General features: G+C 50.6%; 19 protein-coding genes and 1 pseudogene. 10 read left to right on the top strand and 10 right to left on the bottom strand.

The window, feature by feature from the left end:
• The first annotated feature begins 308 nt into the window (after positions 1 to 308).
• A complete protein-coding gene (gene symE, locus E6P06_RS06995; RefSeq protein WP_139935065.1) occupies positions 309 to 671 on the top strand; it encodes an endoribonuclease SymE in 363 nt (120 codons plus the stop codon).
• A 52-nt stretch (positions 672 to 723) separates the two neighbouring features.
• On the opposite strand, the gene E6P06_RS06990 is transcribed toward symE, so the two are convergent.
• A complete protein-coding gene (locus tag E6P06_RS06990; RefSeq protein WP_139935064.1) occupies positions 724 to 1,359 on the bottom strand; it encodes an HNH endonuclease in 636 nt (211 codons plus the stop codon).
• A gap of 140 nt (positions 1,360 to 1,499) precedes the next feature.
• Here E6P06_RS06990 and E6P06_RS06985 point away from each other — a divergent pair, with 140 nt between their 5' ends.
• The gene (locus tag E6P06_RS06985; protein WP_139935063.1) at positions 1,500 to 2,372 is read left to right on the top strand and encodes a phosphorothioated DNA-binding restriction endonuclease; all 873 of its coding nucleotides are present in this window, start codon (positions 1,500 to 1,502) and stop codon (positions 2,370 to 2,372) included.
• Positions 2,373 to 2,531: 159 nt separating this feature from the next.
• On the opposite strand, the gene E6P06_RS06975 is transcribed toward E6P06_RS06985, so the two are convergent.
• The 9 genes from E6P06_RS06975 to E6P06_RS06935 form a co-directional block, all read right to left on the bottom strand.
• Positions 2,532 to 3,329 (bottom strand): helix-turn-helix transcriptional regulator, encoded by a 798-nt coding sequence (locus tag E6P06_RS06975; protein ID WP_110249216.1) that lies wholly within the window; start codon positions 3,327 to 3,329, stop codon positions 2,532 to 2,534.
• A gap of 232 nt (positions 3,330 to 3,561) precedes the next feature.
• On the bottom strand, positions 3,562 to 4,395 hold the full coding sequence (locus E6P06_RS06970; RefSeq protein WP_110249234.1) for a DUF4942 domain-containing protein: 834 nt from the start codon (positions 4,393 to 4,395) through the stop codon (positions 3,562 to 3,564).
• 114 nt (positions 4,396 to 4,509) lie between these two features.
• Positions 4,510 to 4,848 carry a TA system toxin CbtA family protein gene (locus tag E6P06_RS06965; RefSeq protein WP_110249215.1) on the bottom strand — a complete coding sequence of 113 codons (339 nt, stop codon included), beginning with the start codon at positions 4,846 to 4,848 and terminating at the stop codon, positions 4,510 to 4,512.
• A 35-nt stretch (positions 4,849 to 4,883) separates the two neighbouring features.
• Positions 4,884 to 5,186 (bottom strand): type IV toxin-antitoxin system YeeU family antitoxin, encoded by a 303-nt coding sequence (locus E6P06_RS06960; RefSeq protein WP_126957115.1) that lies wholly within the window; start codon positions 5,184 to 5,186, stop codon positions 4,884 to 4,886.
• 32 nt (positions 5,187 to 5,218) lie between these two features.
• Positions 5,219 to 5,440: a DUF987 domain-containing protein gene (locus tag E6P06_RS06955; RefSeq protein ID WP_110249213.1), complete on the bottom strand. Its 222-nt coding sequence runs from the start codon at positions 5,438 to 5,440 to the stop codon at positions 5,219 to 5,221.
• A gap of 8 nt (positions 5,441 to 5,448) precedes the next feature.
• A complete protein-coding gene (locus tag E6P06_RS06950; protein ID WP_126957113.1) occupies positions 5,449 to 5,925 on the bottom strand; it encodes a RadC family protein in 477 nt (158 codons plus the stop codon).
• Between the two features lie 15 nt (positions 5,926 to 5,940).
• Positions 5,941 to 6,423 (bottom strand): antirestriction protein, encoded by a 483-nt coding sequence (locus E6P06_RS06945; RefSeq protein WP_139935062.1) that lies wholly within the window; start codon positions 6,421 to 6,423, stop codon positions 5,941 to 5,943.
• 91 nt (positions 6,424 to 6,514) lie between these two features.
• Entirely contained in the window at positions 6,515 to 7,378 is an 864-nt protein-coding gene (locus E6P06_RS06940) for a GTPase family protein (protein WP_110249206.1), read from the bottom strand.
• A gap of 103 nt (positions 7,379 to 7,481) precedes the next feature.
• The gene (locus E6P06_RS06935; protein ID WP_110249205.1) at positions 7,482 to 8,669 is read right to left on the bottom strand and encodes a hypothetical protein; all 1,188 of its coding nucleotides are present in this window, start codon (positions 8,667 to 8,669) and stop codon (positions 7,482 to 7,484) included.
• Between the two features lie 595 nt (positions 8,670 to 9,264).
• Here E6P06_RS06935 and E6P06_RS06930 point away from each other — a divergent pair.
• From E6P06_RS06930 to E6P06_RS06890, 8 genes and pseudogenes are all read left to right on the top strand, one after another.
• A complete protein-coding gene (locus E6P06_RS06930; RefSeq protein ID WP_047359072.1) occupies positions 9,265 to 9,852 on the top strand; it encodes an inovirus-type Gp2 protein in 588 nt (195 codons plus the stop codon).
• Positions 9,853 to 9,954: 102 nt separating this feature from the next.
• The gene (locus tag E6P06_RS06925; RefSeq protein WP_047359073.1) at positions 9,955 to 10,161 is read left to right on the top strand and encodes an AlpA family transcriptional regulator; all 207 of its coding nucleotides are present in this window, start codon (positions 9,955 to 9,957) and stop codon (positions 10,159 to 10,161) included.
• Between the two features lie 485 nt (positions 10,162 to 10,646).
• Positions 10,647 to 11,771 (top strand): annotated as a pseudogene (locus E6P06_RS06915) (IS3 family transposase).
• Between the two features lie 266 nt (positions 11,772 to 12,037).
• On the top strand, positions 12,038 to 12,961 hold the full coding sequence (locus E6P06_RS06910; protein WP_099530855.1) for an aminoimidazole riboside kinase: 924 nt from the start codon (positions 12,038 to 12,040) through the stop codon (positions 12,959 to 12,961).
• Between the two features lie 165 nt (positions 12,962 to 13,126).
• Complete coding sequence (locus tag E6P06_RS06905) at positions 13,127 to 14,644, top strand: carbohydrate porin (protein WP_110249103.1); 1,518 nt, start codon at positions 13,127 to 13,129, stop codon at positions 14,642 to 14,644.
• Positions 14,645 to 14,781: 137 nt separating this feature from the next.
• Positions 14,782 to 16,152 carry a sucrose-specific PTS transporter subunit IIBC gene (locus E6P06_RS06900; protein ID WP_000345204.1) on the top strand — a complete coding sequence of 457 codons (1,371 nt, stop codon included), beginning with the start codon at positions 14,782 to 14,784 and terminating at the stop codon, positions 16,150 to 16,152.
• Positions 16,152 to 17,552 carry a sucrose-6-phosphate hydrolase gene (locus tag E6P06_RS06895; RefSeq protein ID WP_110249104.1) on the top strand — a complete coding sequence of 467 codons (1,401 nt, stop codon included), beginning with the start codon at positions 16,152 to 16,154 and terminating at the stop codon, positions 17,550 to 17,552. The genes E6P06_RS06900 and E6P06_RS06895 overlap by 1 nt, the downstream gene beginning before the upstream one ends.
• Positions 17,553 to 17,581: 29 nt before the next feature.
• On the top strand, positions 17,582 to 18,586 hold the full coding sequence (locus E6P06_RS06890) for a LacI family DNA-binding transcriptional regulator (protein WP_139935060.1): 1,005 nt from the start codon (positions 17,582 to 17,584) through the stop codon (positions 18,584 to 18,586).
• Positions 18,587 to 18,745 lie beyond the last annotated feature (159 nt).

The following is an 18,745-nucleotide window of genomic DNA, read 5'->3' as shown; positions in this document are numbered from 1 at the left end:
TATTTGCTTCAGTGAGTGAGATCGCATTTTTGGCCAGATGCCGACAGGCGTTTTTTTCTGGAACGTGGGGATATTCAGGCGTGTGAAAGGTAATGAATAAATACGATGAATAATACCGAATCTATTGTGATGAGTGGGTTTTCTATTTATTCCGAAAGCGTGCAATTCGCGCTTATTTCATCTTATTTACATCTGGACTTCCCCCAGGATACTGGCGTAATTTACAGGGGTTTTATTAGCGCGATGCGAAGGTGCGCCAACACCTCCGCATCACTAATCACAGTAACTATTTCACGAGAATAGCCATCATGACTGATACGCATTGTATTGCAGTTTCATTTGATCCAGAAGTCCAAGCCGCAGATAACCGTCGCCTGAAGGTGGGTTATGCGAGCCGTTATCCTGATTACAGCCGTATTCCGGTGAAGTACGTCCGGTTTCCGTCCATCGTGATGAAGGGCCAGTGGCTGAAAGCCGCCGGATTCGACACCGGCACCGACGTTGATGTGCGGGTAATGCAAGGCTGCATCGTACTCACCGCCCGCACCGCCGAACCCGAAGAGTCAGAACTGATGAAATCCCTGCGCGCCGTGGAAAAAATCTCCGCGCGTAAGCAAAAGCAGGTGCTGGAGTTTATCGGGGTAATTGCGGGGAAAGCGTTGAAGGGGTGAGTGTGTGATTGTCATTGTAATTGAGGCGCCTGCGGGCGCCTTTTTTGAGCGTTTAGCACAGCATATTTTTCAGTTCTTCTGGGGTATACGGCGGTAGGCGCCGATGCAGCATAGCATGACAATTTGGACACACGGGGATCAGGTCATTGATGGGATCAAGGCGGTAGTCTTCTTTAATTGCCGATAAGGGTACCAGGTGATGAACATGGATAAACCCTTCGGCAATCTTACCGTAGACCTTTGACATATCGATGCCACAGACTTTGCACTGACAACCGTGATGGCGAAGAGCTGCCTGTCGGGCGTTGCGGTCGCGCTCATAGCGATTCACGGTCACCTGAGTCGCTGCTCCTTCTATATATTCAGTTTGCGCTTCGAGTTCTTCAGGAAAGATCGTGTCGCTCACCGCCGCAGCACGCTTTTTATCCTGAACAATATGAAAACCTTGCTCAGTCAATAATCTGACGCATTTCGAACTGATACCGCCGGAGAAATCCTGAGGGGTAAACGCTTTGCCCGTCAAAAGCGTCGCCGCAATTCCGGCAATGGCTTTTGACGGATAGCGACGCCCCTGAAATTCCAGCTCGTAAAACCGTGCCTCTTTGAAACGATGTGAGAAGCCCGAGTCATAGGCGTGAATGGCCTTGATCACGTACTCACGCGGCAGCGTGTCAGGTAGTTCATTCATGGGGCTGGTTCCTTTAACCAAAGGCTTTCTGAAATAACGGCAAGCGATAAAGTGACGTCTATAGTTTATCGGCCTCACTCCTCTTGATCAGGTGATATTTTGCGAGCATCATCGCAATTATTTACCCGATAATGAAATCAATGACTTCCAGTAAAACCCTGCAACAGGCAATTGCCGACATCACCATCTGGCGTAAAGGCGAGCAGCGTGCGCCGCACAAGCCTCTGCTACTGCTTCATGTGCTGGCAGGTTATCAGCAGGGTCACGGTCGCCTGTTTGACTACGGTTCGGAAGTTCGCGACCCGTTGCATAGTCTGCTGGAGCGATTTGGACCACAGCGCGCGCAGTACCGCCCGGATATGCCTTTCTGGCGCTTACAGGGAGATGGGTTCTGGGAGCTACAAAACGCCGAGCATTGTTCAACATCCGGTAGCAGCAAACAGCCCCCTGCTGGGGAACTGGTAACGCACAACGTTGCCGGAGGTTTTGATGAACAGCATTTTGCCCTGCTGAAAAAGAGCAAAAGCCTCATCAACGCCCTGGCCCAGCAAATCCTCGAGGCGCACTTCACCGAAAGCATCCAGGAAGAGAGCGCGGATGAACTGGGATTTGATATCCTGCAAATCCGCAAACAGCGGGACCCATTGTTCCGCCAGCAGGTTCTGCGTGCCTATAACTATGAATGTGCCATTTGTGGTTTCAATATGCGCCACGACAGCACTTCAGTTGCGTTAGAAGCTGCCCATATCAAATGGAAACAGCACGGCGGCCCGTGCGAGACTTCAAACGGCCTGGCGCTGTGCGCAATCCACCATAAAGCCTTTGATAAAGGTTCGATTGGCCTGGATGAGAATATGCGAGTTCAGGTATCTCCCGCAGTAAATGGCAGCGGCATAGTGGGCAGACTATTCTGGGATTTTGCCGGGAAAGAGATTGCTCTACCGATGATGCGCGAAAATTATCCACAAGAAGGGTTTGTGGAGTGGCACAGGAAAGAGGTGTTTAGAGGGTGAGTGCGAAGGCCGGACTCGCACATTTAACTTAACCTCATGATTTAAAATAATTAATAAAAAACAATCAAATGTTATACCAACACAGATACCAACACATAATTTCATTGATTTTCGGCATCGAACCCGAACAAGTATGCAAGGTTAAGATGCCGACCTCTGTCAGTCATTATCTTCCTCAACCGAATCCAGTACATCGAGCGAGATTCGGACCATCGCAACAGAGCCAATACGGATGAAAGCATCCTCTCCATCCTCATCGGTTATCTGGTATCGCTCTGTTGATTCAGGCTCTAACTCCAAAGTATCAAACAATGCGTTCAACTGACCAATATCGTCAAATTCATCGTTCTCCGATACCTCGGACTCACAGCATAGCTCAATGACTGGGCCACCGTTCACCATTGTAATATGGACATTACCATAGCTTCCTTCATTAGTATCGCTGTCCTCGTCATCAGGGATAGGTGGAAAACCATCAAACAAGAATTGGTGGAAAATGACTTCTCGGACATTTATGGCATAACGATGCTGCTCTGAATCGAAAACAAAAAAACGCTCATGATCTGGGACAGTGCTTTCTTCAAAGTATGAGTAAAAACGACGCTTATCAGCCGGAGAAATGGGTAGTAGCAAATAATCTTTCTGCCCCCGTAACCAGAGCTTTACCGTCCAAAAGCGGCCATCCATCTCAATTCCGCTTGCGGCAATATCTTTCAGTTCGTCGCTGCTACGACTACCTTGATTACGCAATTTCTGTAGCAGGTTGTCACTATCAGGAAAAACAGCGTTCAACGGCTTTTTTAAAACAGCACTGATTGCTTGTGCCAGCCCTAACTTAGCCGCAACTTTCCCTGTTTCGATACGTTGAATCTGTTGCTGGCTGGTACCAACCATATCGGCCAATTCACGCTGAGTGATTGACAGTTGGGTACGAAGTTCTTTGATTTTGTTTTGCAAGATGGCATACCTCCGACATAAATGTGATGAATGCCATTAAAACACAATATTGAGTAAAAAACACAAAAATGAGTTTAATGGTGATAAGCAACACTCATTAATGTAAAAAGTACTCCCTCAACATTCTCCTTTTTATGCCGGAGACGTACGGTGTAGATAGCCCTATCAGGGAGCCCGTAATCTTTGAATCATATTTTTTGACCTTCCCCCCTGCTTATAAAAACATCACACTTCATCTTGCTGGCAAAGCCTTCGGATAGTGCTTTGCCACGATATCATTCATCTTTTCGATCAGATCCAAACGCTTAAACGTGATATGCCCACTCCCTTTCTGGAAATAGCGAATAATGAAGAGGTCGTCCTCAAATATCTGCGCACGAGGATTATCGCGGATAAAATCCATAAACCTGATGGATACATCATGTCGGCTATCTGGAATGGTTTGACCATCCAGTAGGCGGAGCATCCTTTCCAGATCGGCAAGCTGGTCGCGTCGCCAGCCCCAGTTCAGGCTATAGCCCCATCTGTCATGCTTCACCAGATTGTTGACGATAATCTTCTTACCGAAATAACAGGGATTATTGGTTTTGTAGTCCCAGCTTAACCCTTTAAATACATTGATAATCCCACGTTCGAAAACGTCTTGCTTATTGTGGTGAAGTTGTTCAAAGGTATTCAGGATGTTGGCTTCGCTAATAGCCGGGAGATCGCCCTCCTCTAGATTCTTCACCCACTGACTGCGGGCTTCGGCATCCATCAAGGCCAACATCCCGGATTTCAGCATCAGGTCACGCCAGATGCTACGGTCGATATTCCGGGTGATGACTGGCATCGCTTTGCCCACTGGTTGCATCAACCAGCAGTCAAAGGAGCCACCCTGTCTCATCGCCCAGTGATCCGCATTATTGCCACCAATCATGGAAGTCAGTCGGGAGATTTCTTCAAGTTGAAGAATCAGAGATTCAATTTCCTTAAGCGCGGTATCACGACCAGTAACAATACGTTCAATACTGGTCGAGCAAATTAGCTCACTATGAGCGGTTAATACTTCAGCTTCAGTTTGCATGATATTTTGTCCGTAAAAATCAAACGCGCCCGCCGGGAATGGCAGGCGCATTATGCAATGAGTAAATAAGGAAGAAAGATCGGGAATGTAATTCGGGAAGACGGCTCGCAAGATTCAGCGTGTCGAAGGATGATAGCTTTGCCGCAAAAGGCCGGTTGCTTGCCTTGCCCGTAAAATATCTACTGCCCGAAGATAAGGTGATTGCTTCTGACAGTTAAAACCTCTGCGATCGATACGAACCAGTTCGTACTTTTCCACCAGAAAGTTAACGGCATCAGCCAGCGTAATACCGGCGTTGATATGCTCCTGAATAACGTTCTCATCACTGAATGGTGTATCGTTCAGTGCCAAGCCGTAGTGTTGCTTCAGCAGGCGTGTAAGTAGCGTTTGCCAGACAAGTACTGGCGGCGGGCATGGCTTCGCCACCCGCTGATTTGCAGGAAGAGATTTCATAAAGTTGTTTCCGTAAAGGTTAAGGCTGGGGTTGGTCAGCGCTGAGTGGGATAGATGACTATATAGACATAGCCATAGGAACCCAGAGTATCTGCTTCACACGTGAGTTCGTCCTGGTACAGAGTGATGCAGTGCGCATGACGGGGATTCAGTTCATCGGTGGTCAGCATCGACTCCATCTGGCTGATAAAGTGCGGGAATGTTTCATCCAGCTTCCGGCATTCGGCGTCACTGAATTTACCAGTGATGCTGGCCCGGTCAGCCAGATAGTGCAGCCGGTTTCCTTCCTGTACCAGACGGGCCCCCAGGCGCGGTGTGATATCCCGCTGCAGCCCCATTTGATGTTGCCCATTGATAAACTCCTTTATTGTCAGTTCAGGGTAATACTCATCAGGCAGGTATACGGTCCGTTGCGGTCCTGGCGGCGTTCGGCGTACACAGCCAGGACTCCTGTGATATCCGGAACTTCCCTGCCGGTGTAATGGCAGACGCTACCGTGCCACTGATATTTGCCGGTGCAGAAACGAAAGATTCGGGACTCAGGATGCTGGCGGTATATCGTCATTGCCCGGCGTTTACTGATAATTTTCATGTAATACCTCACAGCAGACCGTGTTCAGCGAATGAATAGATTTGCCTGCCACCGACAATCAGGTGGTCAGGGATGCGGATATCAACCAGTTGAAGTACCTGAACCAGTCGCTGCGTGAGGGCTTTGTCAGCCTGACTGGGCGTCGTCTCGCCGGAAGGATGGTTATGCGCCAGTATCACCGCCGCCGCGTTGAAGTACAGAGCGCGCTTGACCACCTCCCGGGGATGCACCTCGGTACGGTTAATCGTGCCACTAAAGAGCGTCTCATGGGCGATAAGCTGGTTCTGATTATCCAGATACAGCACCCGGAACTCTTCCCGCTCAAGCACGGCCATATGCAGCCGCAACCACTCCCGGACGGCATGAGTGGAGGTGAAGGCTACCCCAGGCTCATGCAGGTGCCGCTCCAGAGCCCTGAGCGCCCGCTGAATGAGACGCCGGTCCTGTGGCGTCATTTCGTCAGGTAAAAAGGAAAGCTGTTTCATCCGTTGTTCCTCTGTTCAATCAATAATGCTCAGAATGGCGTGAGCTTCGGGATGCTGCAGGGCATAGTCCCGCAGGCGGTAATAGTGCGCGGTCATGGCATCGCACCCCGTGCGACAGGCGTGGTGGCTAAACTCAATCAGGCAGACAGCAATGCCTGCTGCTTCAGCACTCATGTCCGCGCCATTGCCATTCATACCGTTGAACAGATGCCATTTATCGTCACTGTCAGCATCAGGGGCCATAAACGCGCCGCCATTGCTGAGCGTGTAAAAGGACCAGATACCACCGCTGTACTCATCACAGAAGCGGTCCATCCAGACGAAAATGCGGGGTTCCAGCGTTATCCATTGTGGGGTATAGGTGTAGCGTTCACTGCGGGACTCGTGTTTGTCCTCGCTAAATACGCTGGGCACCACGCGAAACAGCTCTTCACGGGTTAACGGACGGTCACGACGAATAAGATTTGCAGCACCAAAGCGCGAAGCCAGACGGGTCATAAACAGACTCCTCATAACGGGGGAAACAAATAAAAGAAAGCCCTGTCGCACAGGCGACAGGGCTCGGAAAACTACTGGCAGGATTTAATATTCAGAAGAAGAAGTTCCAGATGGTACGGGCGACCGACACCACGGTGTCGCGCACCGCGCGTATGACTGCCCGTACCGGAGCCGGTATCAGCGGCAGGGCACTCACCGTATCCAGCGCCGCGCCGACGGTTTCACCAAAATCGTCACGCGCTTTTTTCTGGACTGTCGCTGTGCGAAAGGGAGACTGCAGTTGCGCGACCACCGGGCTGCTGGCTTCACGAGGCAGGCAACGGATCATCCGTTCGGCCATTATCCGCAATCCCCACTGCAGCCGGACCGACACCGCACACACGGGATGCACGGGCTGAAACAGTTCATGCAACAGACAGATTTTTCGGCTGATATTCTGCTTCTGCTCCGTGGACAACAGCCCCCCACAGCTGGTGGGTTCAACCTTGTCGGACTGGCTGATAACAAACAGCACCTTATGCCGGTAAGCCTCACCAATTACCTGATGATAAAAATGCTCATCCACCGCCAGTGCCCGGTCATCGGCCTTAATCAGCCACAGCACCAGGTCGAGCCGGGGAAGCTGTTCACGGTACAGTGCAGCATACCCGGTATCGCGGGCACTACTTTCCCCCACGCCAGGCAGGTCAACGATGGTCATAACTCGCTCACCGACCTGCAGACGAAAGCGCAGTGGCTCACGGGTGCAGGCAGCCACATCGCTGACGGGTGATACTTCCCCGGCAAACAACGTATTACAAAGGCTGCTCTTGCCCGCGCCGGTTTTCCCCATAATGCCTATTACAGGCTCGTAGTGGGCTAACTGATTTATCTGCAGCAGAATGCGTTCAGATACCCACTGGGGCAGGCCGGAAAGCGGTTGTATAAAGGTCTGCAGAACTTCTTTTTCGTGCATCGTCATTCCTCTGAAGAATTAAAATGAAAACGGCAGTACCCGAAAGTTCTGCCGTCACATCAGGGCTGTTCACGAGGATGATATATATCTGAATATTTTTTGATTAATCGTTTTTTACAGATTTCATTTTCTTATAAGCATCATCAATATATGCTTTAAGTAAGGTATTTGATTCAATGCCTGTCGCATCCTGCAACGCAAGTAATTTCTTTTTAGACTGTGCTGTCAGTTTAATCCCTGACATGTCCTTTGCATTCTTCTCCCGATGTCTTTTTTGGATCCAGGCGTTTCTGGCTCGAGCCAGAAAGTGTTGCTTATTTTTGTCTGCATCCAGTTCGAAACTATATGATTCATTTTTGATGAAAGCGTGCTGTTCTTTGCTCCAGCCAGCCCAGTTATCAAATGTCGCCAGAAGAAAATCATTCATTTGTTTTCTGGTGGCAGGAGATACATCGCAACCAATAAAGCTCTTTTGCATATAATCCCACAGCCAGAGGAGATTATCCTCATCATCAAGATCAATCCATGAAAAAGGTTGAGGGTAATTGCCAAATTCAGTACGCCATGACTTATAAAGGCGATCGATGACTTCTATTTTATCATTAACGCTCATAGCCAGATTATCAACGAAAGTCATGCTTGAAGAAATATAGCTTTCTTCAGAATCGTATAATGAATTTAGCGATTGGAAATTAACACCGTTAGCTACATGAGAAACTACATCCTTTATGGCTGAAGGGCCATTATCAAGAGTAAAACCCTGAACGTTAATTGTATTTATTGCTTTTTCTCTGTTTAAGTCTGCAATCAACTTTTTCACGCCTTTAACATCTTCCACGCATGCCTTATCATTTTTTGAATCAACATCAATTTCCCATTGACTCGTTGACTGCGTTATAAGTGCATCATCTTTAATGATCGGAGTTGATATCAATAAACCCTCTGCGAAATTGATGCCTGAATTATTTAACCTGGAAGTAAGTAATATATCGTTACTGACAAGCCAAAAGTATGAATAACATGCAGCACGTCTGCTTGATTTCATCCAGTCAAAATACTTATCAGGAACAATATTGATAGCAGCATGCTTTTTCATCTCTCTGATTATTTTTTTTCGCTCTTTAAGATTTTTACAGAGAGAGTTTAAAGCTGTGTTAATTTCATCAGCATACTGAGCAGCAGAGTGGTAACTTTTTGTTGTATTGGTGTCAATCCTTATCCCATACCTAACAGCCAGGTACCCCAGGTACTGGTTGTATCTCCTCAAACGCCTGTAGTCCATCAATGCCATACCGTTCCCCTGTCACGTTTATCGTGCATTCTGATGTATCAAAATCACCCGTCAATCAACCATGAAAAACATAATTTAACAGTAATAAAAATGCTTTAAAAGCATAATTATTTAGTAATGATAATCAGGCTGTTTTTTACAGCATAAGTGCGTTTTAATGGGGTTAATTAGGTTATCTGAAGAGCATGACAAATTTACACAATGTCAGTAAACTATCCTGATTACAGAAATGGCGATTTTTTACAGGAAAAACCTTTCATTTGCCCTGATAAGTGACACTGTCGTATCGCAAGTGATGATGTATCCGGAAGGAGATGAAACGGGCAGAGACTTGCCAGGGCAGCTGCGTGTCGCACAGCGACTTCACTCAGAGAGGTGAATGAAAATGAAAGGTAAACAGGTGTTGATTAATGTTGGCTATTAATTTGGGTTAATTAGTATAATTAATAATGAAGTCACCTGAAATATACTACATCTTTACTCTGTTCCATAATCTTCTGCCTCACTCTCACCACTGCATATATTCAAACTTGTAAAAGGGTGATAATTTACATACAACGCAAATCCTCTGAGCATAAACAGCGAGGATTGAGCCATGCATTTCCCCTACCCCAGTAACACCCGTTATGATATTAACTGGTTTTTATACTCTCTCATTAACAGTCATCTGAATGATATGCTACACCGATACTCAAGGGTACTGGGTGTAAGGATTGATTTATTCTATATAAAGTCGACTTCCAGATTTCGTCAGAGCACTTACAGAACAATTGAGTCAGACGTGCGGAAATTAATGAAAAAAACAGAATCCTGTTCGTTCGTAACTGGTTACTTCTGGGTCATTGAACGTACACCAGATCATGGTTTTCATGCACATGTTATATTCTATCTCGATGGTCATCATACACAAAAACCATTTCCGCTGGTACAGAGAGTTAGTGAGTTCTGGAGAGAGATAACAAATGCAGAGGGTTATTATAACTGGAGCAATTACAAGAAAAATTATCAGGCTGATATTAACCGAAAAATTAACCATTCGGATATCAAGAGCATTAATGAATTAAGATACATCATCAGCTATCTTGCTAAAGAGGAACAAAAAAATGGGATGTATATCTGGGGAAGTAATGAGGTTCCTCCGCCAAGTGGGTTAGGCAGACCCAGAAATAGCGATAGTCTTTAGCGTGGTTTATTTTTTACAGAGCCAACAGTTGATGTGGAGGAGCGAGTAGTAATAATTACTAACACCCGCTCCGGTTAACAGATATTACCGGGACACATCGACATGCTAACTAAACCTGCTTTACTGGACGATCAGTTTATTGACATGAAATTCATCACTCAACTTACTGGCCTTAGCGATAAATGGTTCTATAAGCTAATACAGGATGGCTTATTCCCGAAGCCAATTAAGTTGGGCAGAGCTTCCCGATGGTTAAAAAGCGATGTGGAAGAGTGGTTGCATTATCGTATTTGCGAATCCAGGAAATAATTCCGCCTGCTAAACTGCACATAAAATCATCTTTACCAAAAAGTAAGCTCACTTTGATTATCCACAAATTAATATCTCCTAAGAGTATTCCCTGAGGATCAGAGATGCATGAATCTGCTTACACTCAGCATTAATGAATTCCACTCATAGTCTCTATCCTCTTGCCTAGGATTATCAGTATTCTAAATACCTGTTAATATGCGTTTATCTTTTCATGTCCAACGGATCACCATGCTTAATCAACAGGCACGTACACAGTCGGCTACAGCTAAAAAAACGGCCACTCGTTTCTGCTCATTCTCAGCGCTCTGATGGCTGTTACCTCTTTATCAACCGACATCTATCTGAATAGACCCGGGTTTCGTAGACACTTTTTTGCCTCATTGTGGACTGACCCCACCCCGGTAGACGATCCTGCCCTATAGTTGGACTGACCCCACCCCGGTAGACGATCCTGCCCTATAGTTTGAGCATAGGAGGAGCGTATGGGCACACCACGATTTACACCTGAATTTAAGGAAGAAGCCGTCCGTCAGATAACGGAGCGCGGTTATTCTGTTGCTGAAGTATCCGACCGTCTGGGCGTTTCTGCGCACAGTCTCTACAAGTGGCTACGGGCTATCAAGCCTGATAACAGCGAACAGCATGCCCGGGATTTACTGGAAGCCAAAAGCGAGATCCTGAAGCTCGGGGCACAGCTGAAGCGCACTGAGGAAGAACGGGATATTCTGAAAAAGGCCGCGCGGTACTTTGCAAGGGAGCCCGACTGAAGTACCGCTTTATCAATGAGCACCGCACTGTATGGGGTGTCATGACGATGTGTCGGGTGTTGTGCGTTGCCCGGGCCGGGTTTTATGCGTGCGGTCTCTGCGCGGGATAAAGATAACCAGCGTCTGCTGACGCTCATCCGCGATTCATATTCCCTGAGCGGTGGCGTCTATGGCTATCGTCGGGTTCATGGCGATCTGAATGAGATCGGTGAAACCTGCGGCAAAAACCGGGTGGGCCGTATTATGCAACTGAACCGGATTAAAGCCGTGCGCGGCTATAAAGCTCCGCGTCGTATCGCTGGCCGACCTTCAGTGGTTGCGCCTAATCGTGTGCAGCGTCAGTTTACCGTTGTCCGCGCCAATCAGGTCTGGGTCACCGATATTACTTATATCCGCACCTGGCAGGGCTGGCTGTATCTGGCGGTGGTTATCGATCTCTTCGCCCGTAACGTGGTTGGCTGGTCGATGAAGCCCACTCTCTCTCGCGAACTCGCGCTGGACGCTCTGATGATGGCCGTGTGGCGTCGAAAACCGGACGGCGAGGTTATCGTACATAGCGATCAGGGCAGCCAGTACGGCAGTGACGACTGGCAGCGCTTCTGCCGGGCCAATAACCTGGCACCGAGCATGAGCCGGCGTGGCAACTGCTGGGATAATGCGGTGGCCGAATCGTTCTTCAGTTCGCTGAAAAAAGAACGGATCAGAAAACGTATCTATAAAACCCGGGATCTGGCCCGGGCCGATATCTTCGATTACATTGAAATCTTCTACAACCGGGCCCGGCGTCACAGCCACCTCGGCGGCGTCAGTCCGGAGGCCTTCGAACAGGCCTCGTCGTGAGGACAGGAAATGTCTACTGTTGTGGGGTCAGTCCAAAATAAGATAAAACATAATAATTTCATCAAGTTGTATGGTAATTTATCCAGGATCCATTTGTGTCCAGGACGTAAGTCTTCACAGCTGTCGAATCAATTCTATTTCGTAAGGCGGCTCACGTTTTTATGCCCTGAGCAGCGCTTTTCCGGCTGGAACATTCCACCCACTCATTCATTGTGATTTAATATGCTAAACCGGTTTAATTAAGTTTAGCCTTGGAGGGTTTTAGCATGAAAGCAAAAGTTTGGGTTCTGGGCGACGCAGTGGTGGACCTGCTACCGGAGAGTGAAGGGCGCTTGCTACAGTGCCCTGGAGGCGCGCCGGCTAACGTGGCGGTAGGGGTTGCCCGCCTTGGCGGCAACAGCGGATTTATCGGCCGCGTCGGCGGTGACCCGTTTGGCCGCTACATGCGTCATACCCTGCAACAGGAGCAGGTCGACGTCAGCCATATGTATCTTGACGATCATCACCGCACGTCCACTGTGGTGGTCGACCTTGATGACCAAGGTGAACGCACCTTTACCTTTATGGTACGCCCCAGCGCTGACCTGTTCCTGGCTGAAGAAGACCTGCCACAGTTTGCCGCCGGACAGTGGTTGCACGTCTGCTCCATCGCGCTCAGCGCCGAGCCCAGCCGCAGTGCTACCTTCGCGGCTATGGAGAACATCAAGTCTGTCGGCGGTCGGATCAGCTTTGACCCTAATATTCGTCCTGATCTCTGGCAGGATCAGGCTTTGCTGCAAGCCTGCCTCGATCGCGCTTTGTCCATGGCAAACGTGGTAAAGCTATCGGAAGAGGAGCTGGTCTTCATCAGCGGCAGTAAAGATTTAGCATACGGAATCGCCAGCGTAACAGAGCGCTATCAGCCGGAATTGCTACTGGTGACGCGGGGCAAAGCGGGGGTGCTTGCCGCTTTTCAGCAGAAGTTTACCCATTTCAGCGCTAAACCGGTTGTCAGCGTGGATACCACCGGTGCGGGCGATGCGTTTGTCGCCGGACTGCTTGCCAGCCTTGCTGCCAACGGGATGCCGGCGGATATCAATGCCCTGGAGCCAACGCTCGCTCTGGCGCAAACCTGCGGTGCCCTGGCAACCCTGGCGAAAGGCGCGATGACTGCCCTGCCATACCAGCGCGATCTACACCGCCAGATTTGATCCTAAATACCGTCGTACGCGGTCCACTTTGTTGCATCCATCACACTTATTAAACCGGTTTAGCAAAATCAATTTCAAAATGTTAAATGTCGTGCTTAACATAGCAACTAAACCGGTTTAGCAAAAACACACAATTTTTTATTTTCCTTTTGGGATGCAATCAATATGTTCAGAAAAAGCACACTCGCGGTTCTTATCGCTTTGCTAACCGGCGCCGCCTCAGCCCATGCACAAACGGATCTCAGCAGTATCGAAGCCCGTTTAATTGCGCTGGAAAAACGCTTACAGGATGCCGAAAACAGAGCGCAAACGGCAGAAACCCGCGCAGAGTCGGCAGAGAAGAAAGTACAGCAGCTCACGACACAGCAACAAAAAACCCAGGACAGCACTCAGGAAGTGGCTCAGCGTACCGCCAAACTGGAGAAAAAAGCCGATGAGAAAAGCGGGTTTGAGTTCCACGGCTACGCCCGCTCCGGGGTGATAATGAATGACTCCGGTGCCAGCACCAAATCCGGGGCCTATATGACGCCAGCAGGGGAAACCGGCGGGGCTATTGGACGTCTGGGAAACCAGGCCGATACCTATGTTGAAATGAATCTTGAACATAAGCAGACCCTGGATAACGGGGCAACGACCCGCTTCAAAGTCATGGTCGCCGACGGTCAAACCACTTATAACGACTGGACGGCAAGCACCAGTGATTTGAACGTTCGTCAGGCCTTTGTTGAACTGGGTAACCTGCCCACCTTCGACGGGCCGTTTAAAGGCTCAACCCTGTGGGCCGGGAAACGCTTTGACCGGGATAACTTTGACATTCACTGGATCGACTCGGATGTCGTGTTCCTCGCCGGTACCGGCGGCGGTATTTACGACGTCAGGTGGAACGACAGCGTTCGAAGCAACTTCTCTCTTTACGGGCGTAACTTTGGCGATATTGCTGATACCAGCAACAGCGTGCAGAACTACATCGTCAGCATGAACAATTTCATCGGTCCGGTGCAGGTGATGGTCAGCGGGATGCGGGCAAAAGACAACGACGAACGCCAGGATACTAACGGTAATCCGGTCAAAGGCGATGCGGCAAATACCGGCGTGCATACGCTGCTCGGATTGCACAACGACAGTTTTTACGGCCTGCGTGAAGGTGCCAGCAAAACCGCCCTGCTCTACGGTCACGGTCTGGGTGCAGAAGTTAAAGGTGTCGGCTCTGATGGCGCGTTACGCTCGGGGGCTAACACCTGGCGCTTCGCCAGCTACGGCACCACGCCACTGAGCAAGAACTGGTTTATCGCCCCGGCGATACTGGCACAAACCAGTAAAGACCGTTATGTCGATGGCGACAGCTACCAGTGGGCGACGCTGAACATGCGCCTGATCCAGGAGATCAATCAGAACTTCGCCCTCGCTTATGAAGGCAGCTACCAGTATATGGATCTCAAACCTGAAGGTTATAACGATCGCCATGCGGTAAACGGTAGCTTCTACAAGCTCACCTTCGCCCCGACCTTTAAGGTTGGCGACATCGGTGATTTCTTCAGTCGTCCTGAAATCCGTCTTTATACCTCATGGATGGACTGGAGCAAAAAACTCAATAATTACGCCAGCGATGACGCGCTGGGTAGCAGTGGGTTTAAATCGGGCGGCGAATGGTCGTTCGGGATGCAGATGGAAACCTGGTTTTGATGGTTAACACCTGGCGACAGTAACCGCCGGGGCGACAAAATACGTTTCGTCGCCCCGGACACAATAACAACGAAGAGAATGCGCCCCGGCTACCACGGGACGACAACTCGAAAATCAATACGCATTCAGAGGGTACTATGGATTTTGAACAGATTTCCCGCTCGCTACTTCCGCTTCTGGGAGGCAAGGAAAATATCGCCAGCGCCGCGCACTGTGCCACACGCCTGCGCCTGGTGCTGGTCGATGACTCACTGGCCGATCAGCAGGCCATCGGCAAAATTGATGGGGTGAAGGGCTGTTTCCGTAACGCCGGACAGATGCAGATTATCTTCGGCACCGGGGTGGTGAACAAAGTCTACGCCGCCTTTATCCAGGCGGCAGGGATTGGCGAATCCAGCAAATCGGAAGCTGCCGACATTGCGGCGAAAAAACTGAATCCTTTCCAGCGCATTGCCCGCCTGTTGTCGAACATCTTTGTGCCGATCATCCCGGCTATCGTCGCCTCCGGCCTGTTGATGGGCCTTCTGGGGATGGTTAAAACGTACGGCTGGGTCGACCCGGGTAACGCCATCTACATCATGCTGGATATGTGCAGCTCAGCGGCGTTTATTATTCTGCCGATTCTGATTGGCTTCACCGCCGCCCGCGAGTTCGGTGGTAATCCTTATCTTGGCGCGACGCTTGGCGGCATCCTGACTCACCCGGCGCTCACCAACGCCTGGGGTGTGGCCGCCGGTTTCCACACCATGAACTTCTTCGGCCTTGAGATTGCCATGATCGGCTATCAGGGCACGGTGTTCCCGGTGCTGCTGGCGGTGTGGTTTATGAGCATCGTTGAGAAACAGCTGCGTCGCGTGATCCCCGATGCACTGGATCTGATCCTGACGCCGTTCCTGACGGTGATCATTTCCGGTTTTATCGCCCTGCTAATTATCGGCCCGGCTGGTCGCGCGCTTGGCGACGGTATTTCGTTTGTCCTTAGCACCCTGATTACCCACGCCGGTTGGCTGGCCGGACTGCTGTTTGGCGGTCTCTATTCAGTTATCGTCATTACCGGTATTCACCACAGCTTCCACGCCATCGAAGCGGGACTGCTGGGCAACCCATCCATCGGCGTCAACTTCCTGCTGCCGATTTGGGCGATGGCCAACGTCGCTCAGGGCGGTGCTTGTCTGGCGGTGTGGTTCAAAACGAAAGATGCCAAAATCAAAGCCATTACCCTGCCCTCGGCGTTTTCTGCCATGCTCGGCATCACCGAAGCGGCGATTTTTGGTATTAACTTACGCTTTGTAAAACCGTTTATCGCAGCCCTGATTGGCGGCGCGGTGGGCGGCGCGTGGGTGGTATCCATGCATGTTTACATGACCGCGGTGGGCCTGACGGCTATCCCTGGCATGGCTATCGTGCAGGCCAGCTCGCTGCTGAACTACATTATCGGGATGGTTATCGCCTTTGGCGTCGCCTTTGTCGTCTCCCTGGTACTGAAATACAAAACGGACGCTGAATAATGTCACATCCATCACGCCTGCCTGCGATTTTGCAGGCTGTTATGCAGGGCCAGCCGCGCGCGCTGACCGACAGCCACTATCCCCGCTGGCACCATGCGCCGGTGACCGGGCTGATGAACGATCCCAACGGCTTTATTGAATTTGCCGGACGTTATCACCTGTTTTATCAGTGGAACCCGCTCGCCTGCGATCATAAGTTCAAGTGCTGGGGGCACTGGAGCTCTGCCGACCTGCTGCACTGGCAACATGAGCCGATCGCGCTCATGCCGGATGAAGAGTATGACCGCAACGGCTGCTACTCCGGCAGCGCCGTGGATAGTCACGGCACGCTCACCCTGTGCTATACCGGCAACGTAAAATTTGACGACGGCAGCCGAACCGCGTGGCAGTGCCTGGCGACGGAAAATGCCGACGGCACGTTTACCAAACTCGGCCCGGTATTACCGCTGCCGGAGGGCTATACCGGCCACGTGCGTGACCCGAAAGTCTGGCAGCACGAAGGTCGCTGGTACATGGTGCTGGGCGCACAGGATTTGCAAAAGCGTGGCAAGGTGTTGTTATTCAGCTCAGCGGACCTTCATGAGTGGACGAGTCAGGGCGAAATCGCCGGTTATGGCATCAATGGCCTGGACGACGCGGGCTATATGTGGGAATGCCCGGACCTGTTTGCCCTCGGCGACCAGCATGTCCTGATTTGCTGCCCGCAGGGCGTGCCTCGTGAGAAAGAGCGCTATCTCAACACCTACCCGGCAGTGTGGATGAGCGGCGATTTCGACTACCACCGCGCGGCCTTCGAGCATGGCGAACTGCACGAATTGGACGCAGGGTTTGAGTTCTACGCCCCGCAAACCATGCTTACCAGTGATGGCCGCCGTCTGCTGGTCGGCTGGATGGGCGTGCCGGAGGGCGAAGAGATGCTTCAACCGACCCTCACCAACGGCTGGATCCATCAGATGACCTGCCTGCGTGAGCTGGAGTTTATCGATGGTCAGCTATACCAACGTCCTCTACGAGAGCTGAGCGCCCTGCGCGGCGAAGCGCACGGCTGGGCAGGGAACTCCCTGCCGCTGGCACCGATGGAAATCGTTCTACAAACCACTGGGGACGATATTTTGAGCCTCGATTTTGACGGCGCATTAACCCTTGAACGCGATGCCAGCGGGATCCGCCTGGCCCGACCCAGTCTGGCCAGCGACGAGAAGCATTATCGTTACTGGCGCGGAGACGTCCGCTCGCTGCATATTTTCATCGACCAGTCTAGCGTGGAGATTTTCATCAACGGCGGCGAAGGAGTGATGAGCTGCCGCTACTTCCCGGCCTGTTCAGGGCAGCTAATGTTCTCCGGCATCACACCGGACGCATTCTGCTACTGGCCGCTGCGAACTTGCATGGTAGAATAAGCGTTTTGCCTCAAGCTCATGGCGTCGTAATGAAAACTAAACGCGTAACCATTAAAGATATAGCCGAACAGGCTGGCGTCTCAAAAGCGACCGCCAGCCTAGTACTGAACGGTCGTGGCAAGGAGCTGCGTGTGGCGCAGGAAACGCGTGAGCGAGTACTGGCGATTGCCCGTGAGCAGCACTATCAGCCAAGCATTCACGCCCGCTCGCTGCGCGACAACCGCAGCCACACCATCGGACTGGTGGTGCCGGAGATCACCAACCACGGCTTTGCGGTCTTTTCACATGAGCTGGAAATGCTGTGCCGCGAAGCAGGCGTCCAGCTATTGATCTCTTGTACTGATGAAAACCCCGGTCAGGAGAGCGTGGTGGTCAATAACATGATTTCCCGCCAGGTTGACGGTCTGATCGTCGCTTCATGTATGCACAACGATGCCGACTATCTTAAGCTCAGCCAACAACTGCCAGTAGTGCTGTTTGACCGTTGTCCTAATGAAAGCCTGCTGCCGCTGGTGATGACTGATTCGATTACCCCAACGGCGGAACTGATTTCCCGCATTGCACCTAAGCATAGCGATGAGTTCTGGTTTTTAGGCGGTCAGTCGCGTCTGTCGCCTTCACGCGATCGTCTGACCGGCTTCACGCAGGGTTTGGCTCAGGCGGGTATTGCACTGCGCCCGGAATGGGTGACTAACGGTAACTACCACCCGAGCTCAGGCTATGAGATGTTCGCCGCACTCTGCGCGCGACTTGGGCGGCCGCCTAAGGCGCTGTTCACTGCCGCCTGTGGACTGCTCGAAGGGGTACTGCGCTATATGAGCCAGCACCATTTACTCGACTCAGATATCCATCTGACGAGCTTTGACGATCACTATCTTTATGATTCGCTGTCGCTGCGTATCGATACCGTACAGCAGGATAACCGCCAGTTGGCCTGGCACTGCTATGATCTGATAAGCCAATTGATCGAGGGCGATACGCCCGAAACGCTACAACGCTACCTGCCCGCAACGCTGCAGTTTAGGCATCAGTAATAACTGAGCATTTTTGAATACCCTACAGAGGTGAAATCTGGTGCGAATCCAACAATCAAAAATCAATATTTGTAGTGATGTGATGCGGAAAGGTCTTCACTGCATCAGTAATCACACCAATCGGGTTAAACGGCAAACTGAGTGGTGGTAAAGACTGAC

Origin of the sequence: Citrobacter sp. CF971 (genome assembly GCF_006385635.1) — a bacterium.
GTDB classification, from domain to species: domain Bacteria; phylum Pseudomonadota; class Gammaproteobacteria; order Enterobacterales; family Enterobacteriaceae; genus Citrobacter; species Citrobacter freundii.
Note: the sequence above shows the minus strand (reverse complement) of the source record. Positions and strands in the feature narration are given on the sequence as shown.

Bases quoted from the DNA above. Each gene is read 5' to 3' on its own strand.
- symE (WP_139935065.1), top strand. From the start codon at position 309: ATGACTGATACGCATTGTATTGCAGTTTCATTTGATCCAGAAGTCCAA.
- E6P06_RS06990 (WP_139935064.1), bottom strand. From the start codon at position 1,359: ATGAATGAACTACCTGACACGCTGCCGCGTGAGTACGTGATCAAGGCC.
- E6P06_RS06985 (WP_139935063.1), top strand. From the start codon at position 1,500: ATGACTTCCAGTAAAACCCTGCAACAGGCAATTGCCGACATCACCATC.
- E6P06_RS06970 (WP_110249234.1), bottom strand. From the start codon at position 4,395: ATGCAAACTGAAGCTGAAGTATTAACCGCTCATAGTGAGCTAATTTGC.
- E6P06_RS06965 (WP_110249215.1), bottom strand. From the start codon at position 4,848: ATGAAATCTCTTCCTGCAAATCAGCGGGTGGCGAAGCCATGCCCGCCG.
- E6P06_RS06960 (WP_126957115.1), bottom strand. From the start codon at position 5,186: ATGGGGCTGCAGCGGGATATCACACCGCGCCTGGGGGCCCGTCTGGTA.
- E6P06_RS06955 (WP_110249213.1), bottom strand. From the start codon at position 5,440: ATGAAAATTATCAGTAAACGCCGGGCAATGACGATATACCGCCAGCAT.
- E6P06_RS06950 (WP_126957113.1), bottom strand. From the start codon at position 5,925: ATGAAACAGCTTTCCTTTTTACCTGACGAAATGACGCCACAGGACCGG.
- E6P06_RS06945 (WP_139935062.1), bottom strand. From the start codon at position 6,423: ATGACCCGTCTGGCTTCGCGCTTTGGTGCTGCAAATCTTATTCGTCGT.
- E6P06_RS06940 (WP_110249206.1), bottom strand. From the start codon at position 7,378: ATGCACGAAAAAGAAGTTCTGCAGACCTTTATACAACCGCTTTCCGGC.
- E6P06_RS06935 (WP_110249205.1), bottom strand. From the start codon at position 8,669: ATGGCATTGATGGACTACAGGCGTTTGAGGAGATACAACCAGTACCTG.
- E6P06_RS06930 (WP_047359072.1), top strand. From the start codon at position 9,265: ATGCATTTCCCCTACCCCAGTAACACCCGTTATGATATTAACTGGTTT.
- E6P06_RS06925 (WP_047359073.1), top strand. From the start codon at position 9,955: ATGCTAACTAAACCTGCTTTACTGGACGATCAGTTTATTGACATGAAA.
- E6P06_RS06910 (WP_099530855.1), top strand. From the start codon at position 12,038: ATGAAAGCAAAAGTTTGGGTTCTGGGCGACGCAGTGGTGGACCTGCTA.
- E6P06_RS06905 (WP_110249103.1), top strand. From the start codon at position 13,127: ATGTTCAGAAAAAGCACACTCGCGGTTCTTATCGCTTTGCTAACCGGC.
- E6P06_RS06900 (WP_000345204.1), top strand. From the start codon at position 14,782: ATGGATTTTGAACAGATTTCCCGCTCGCTACTTCCGCTTCTGGGAGGC.
- E6P06_RS06895 (WP_110249104.1), top strand. From the start codon at position 16,152: ATGTCACATCCATCACGCCTGCCTGCGATTTTGCAGGCTGTTATGCAG.
- E6P06_RS06890 (WP_139935060.1), top strand. From the start codon at position 17,582: ATGAAAACTAAACGCGTAACCATTAAAGATATAGCCGAACAGGCTGGC.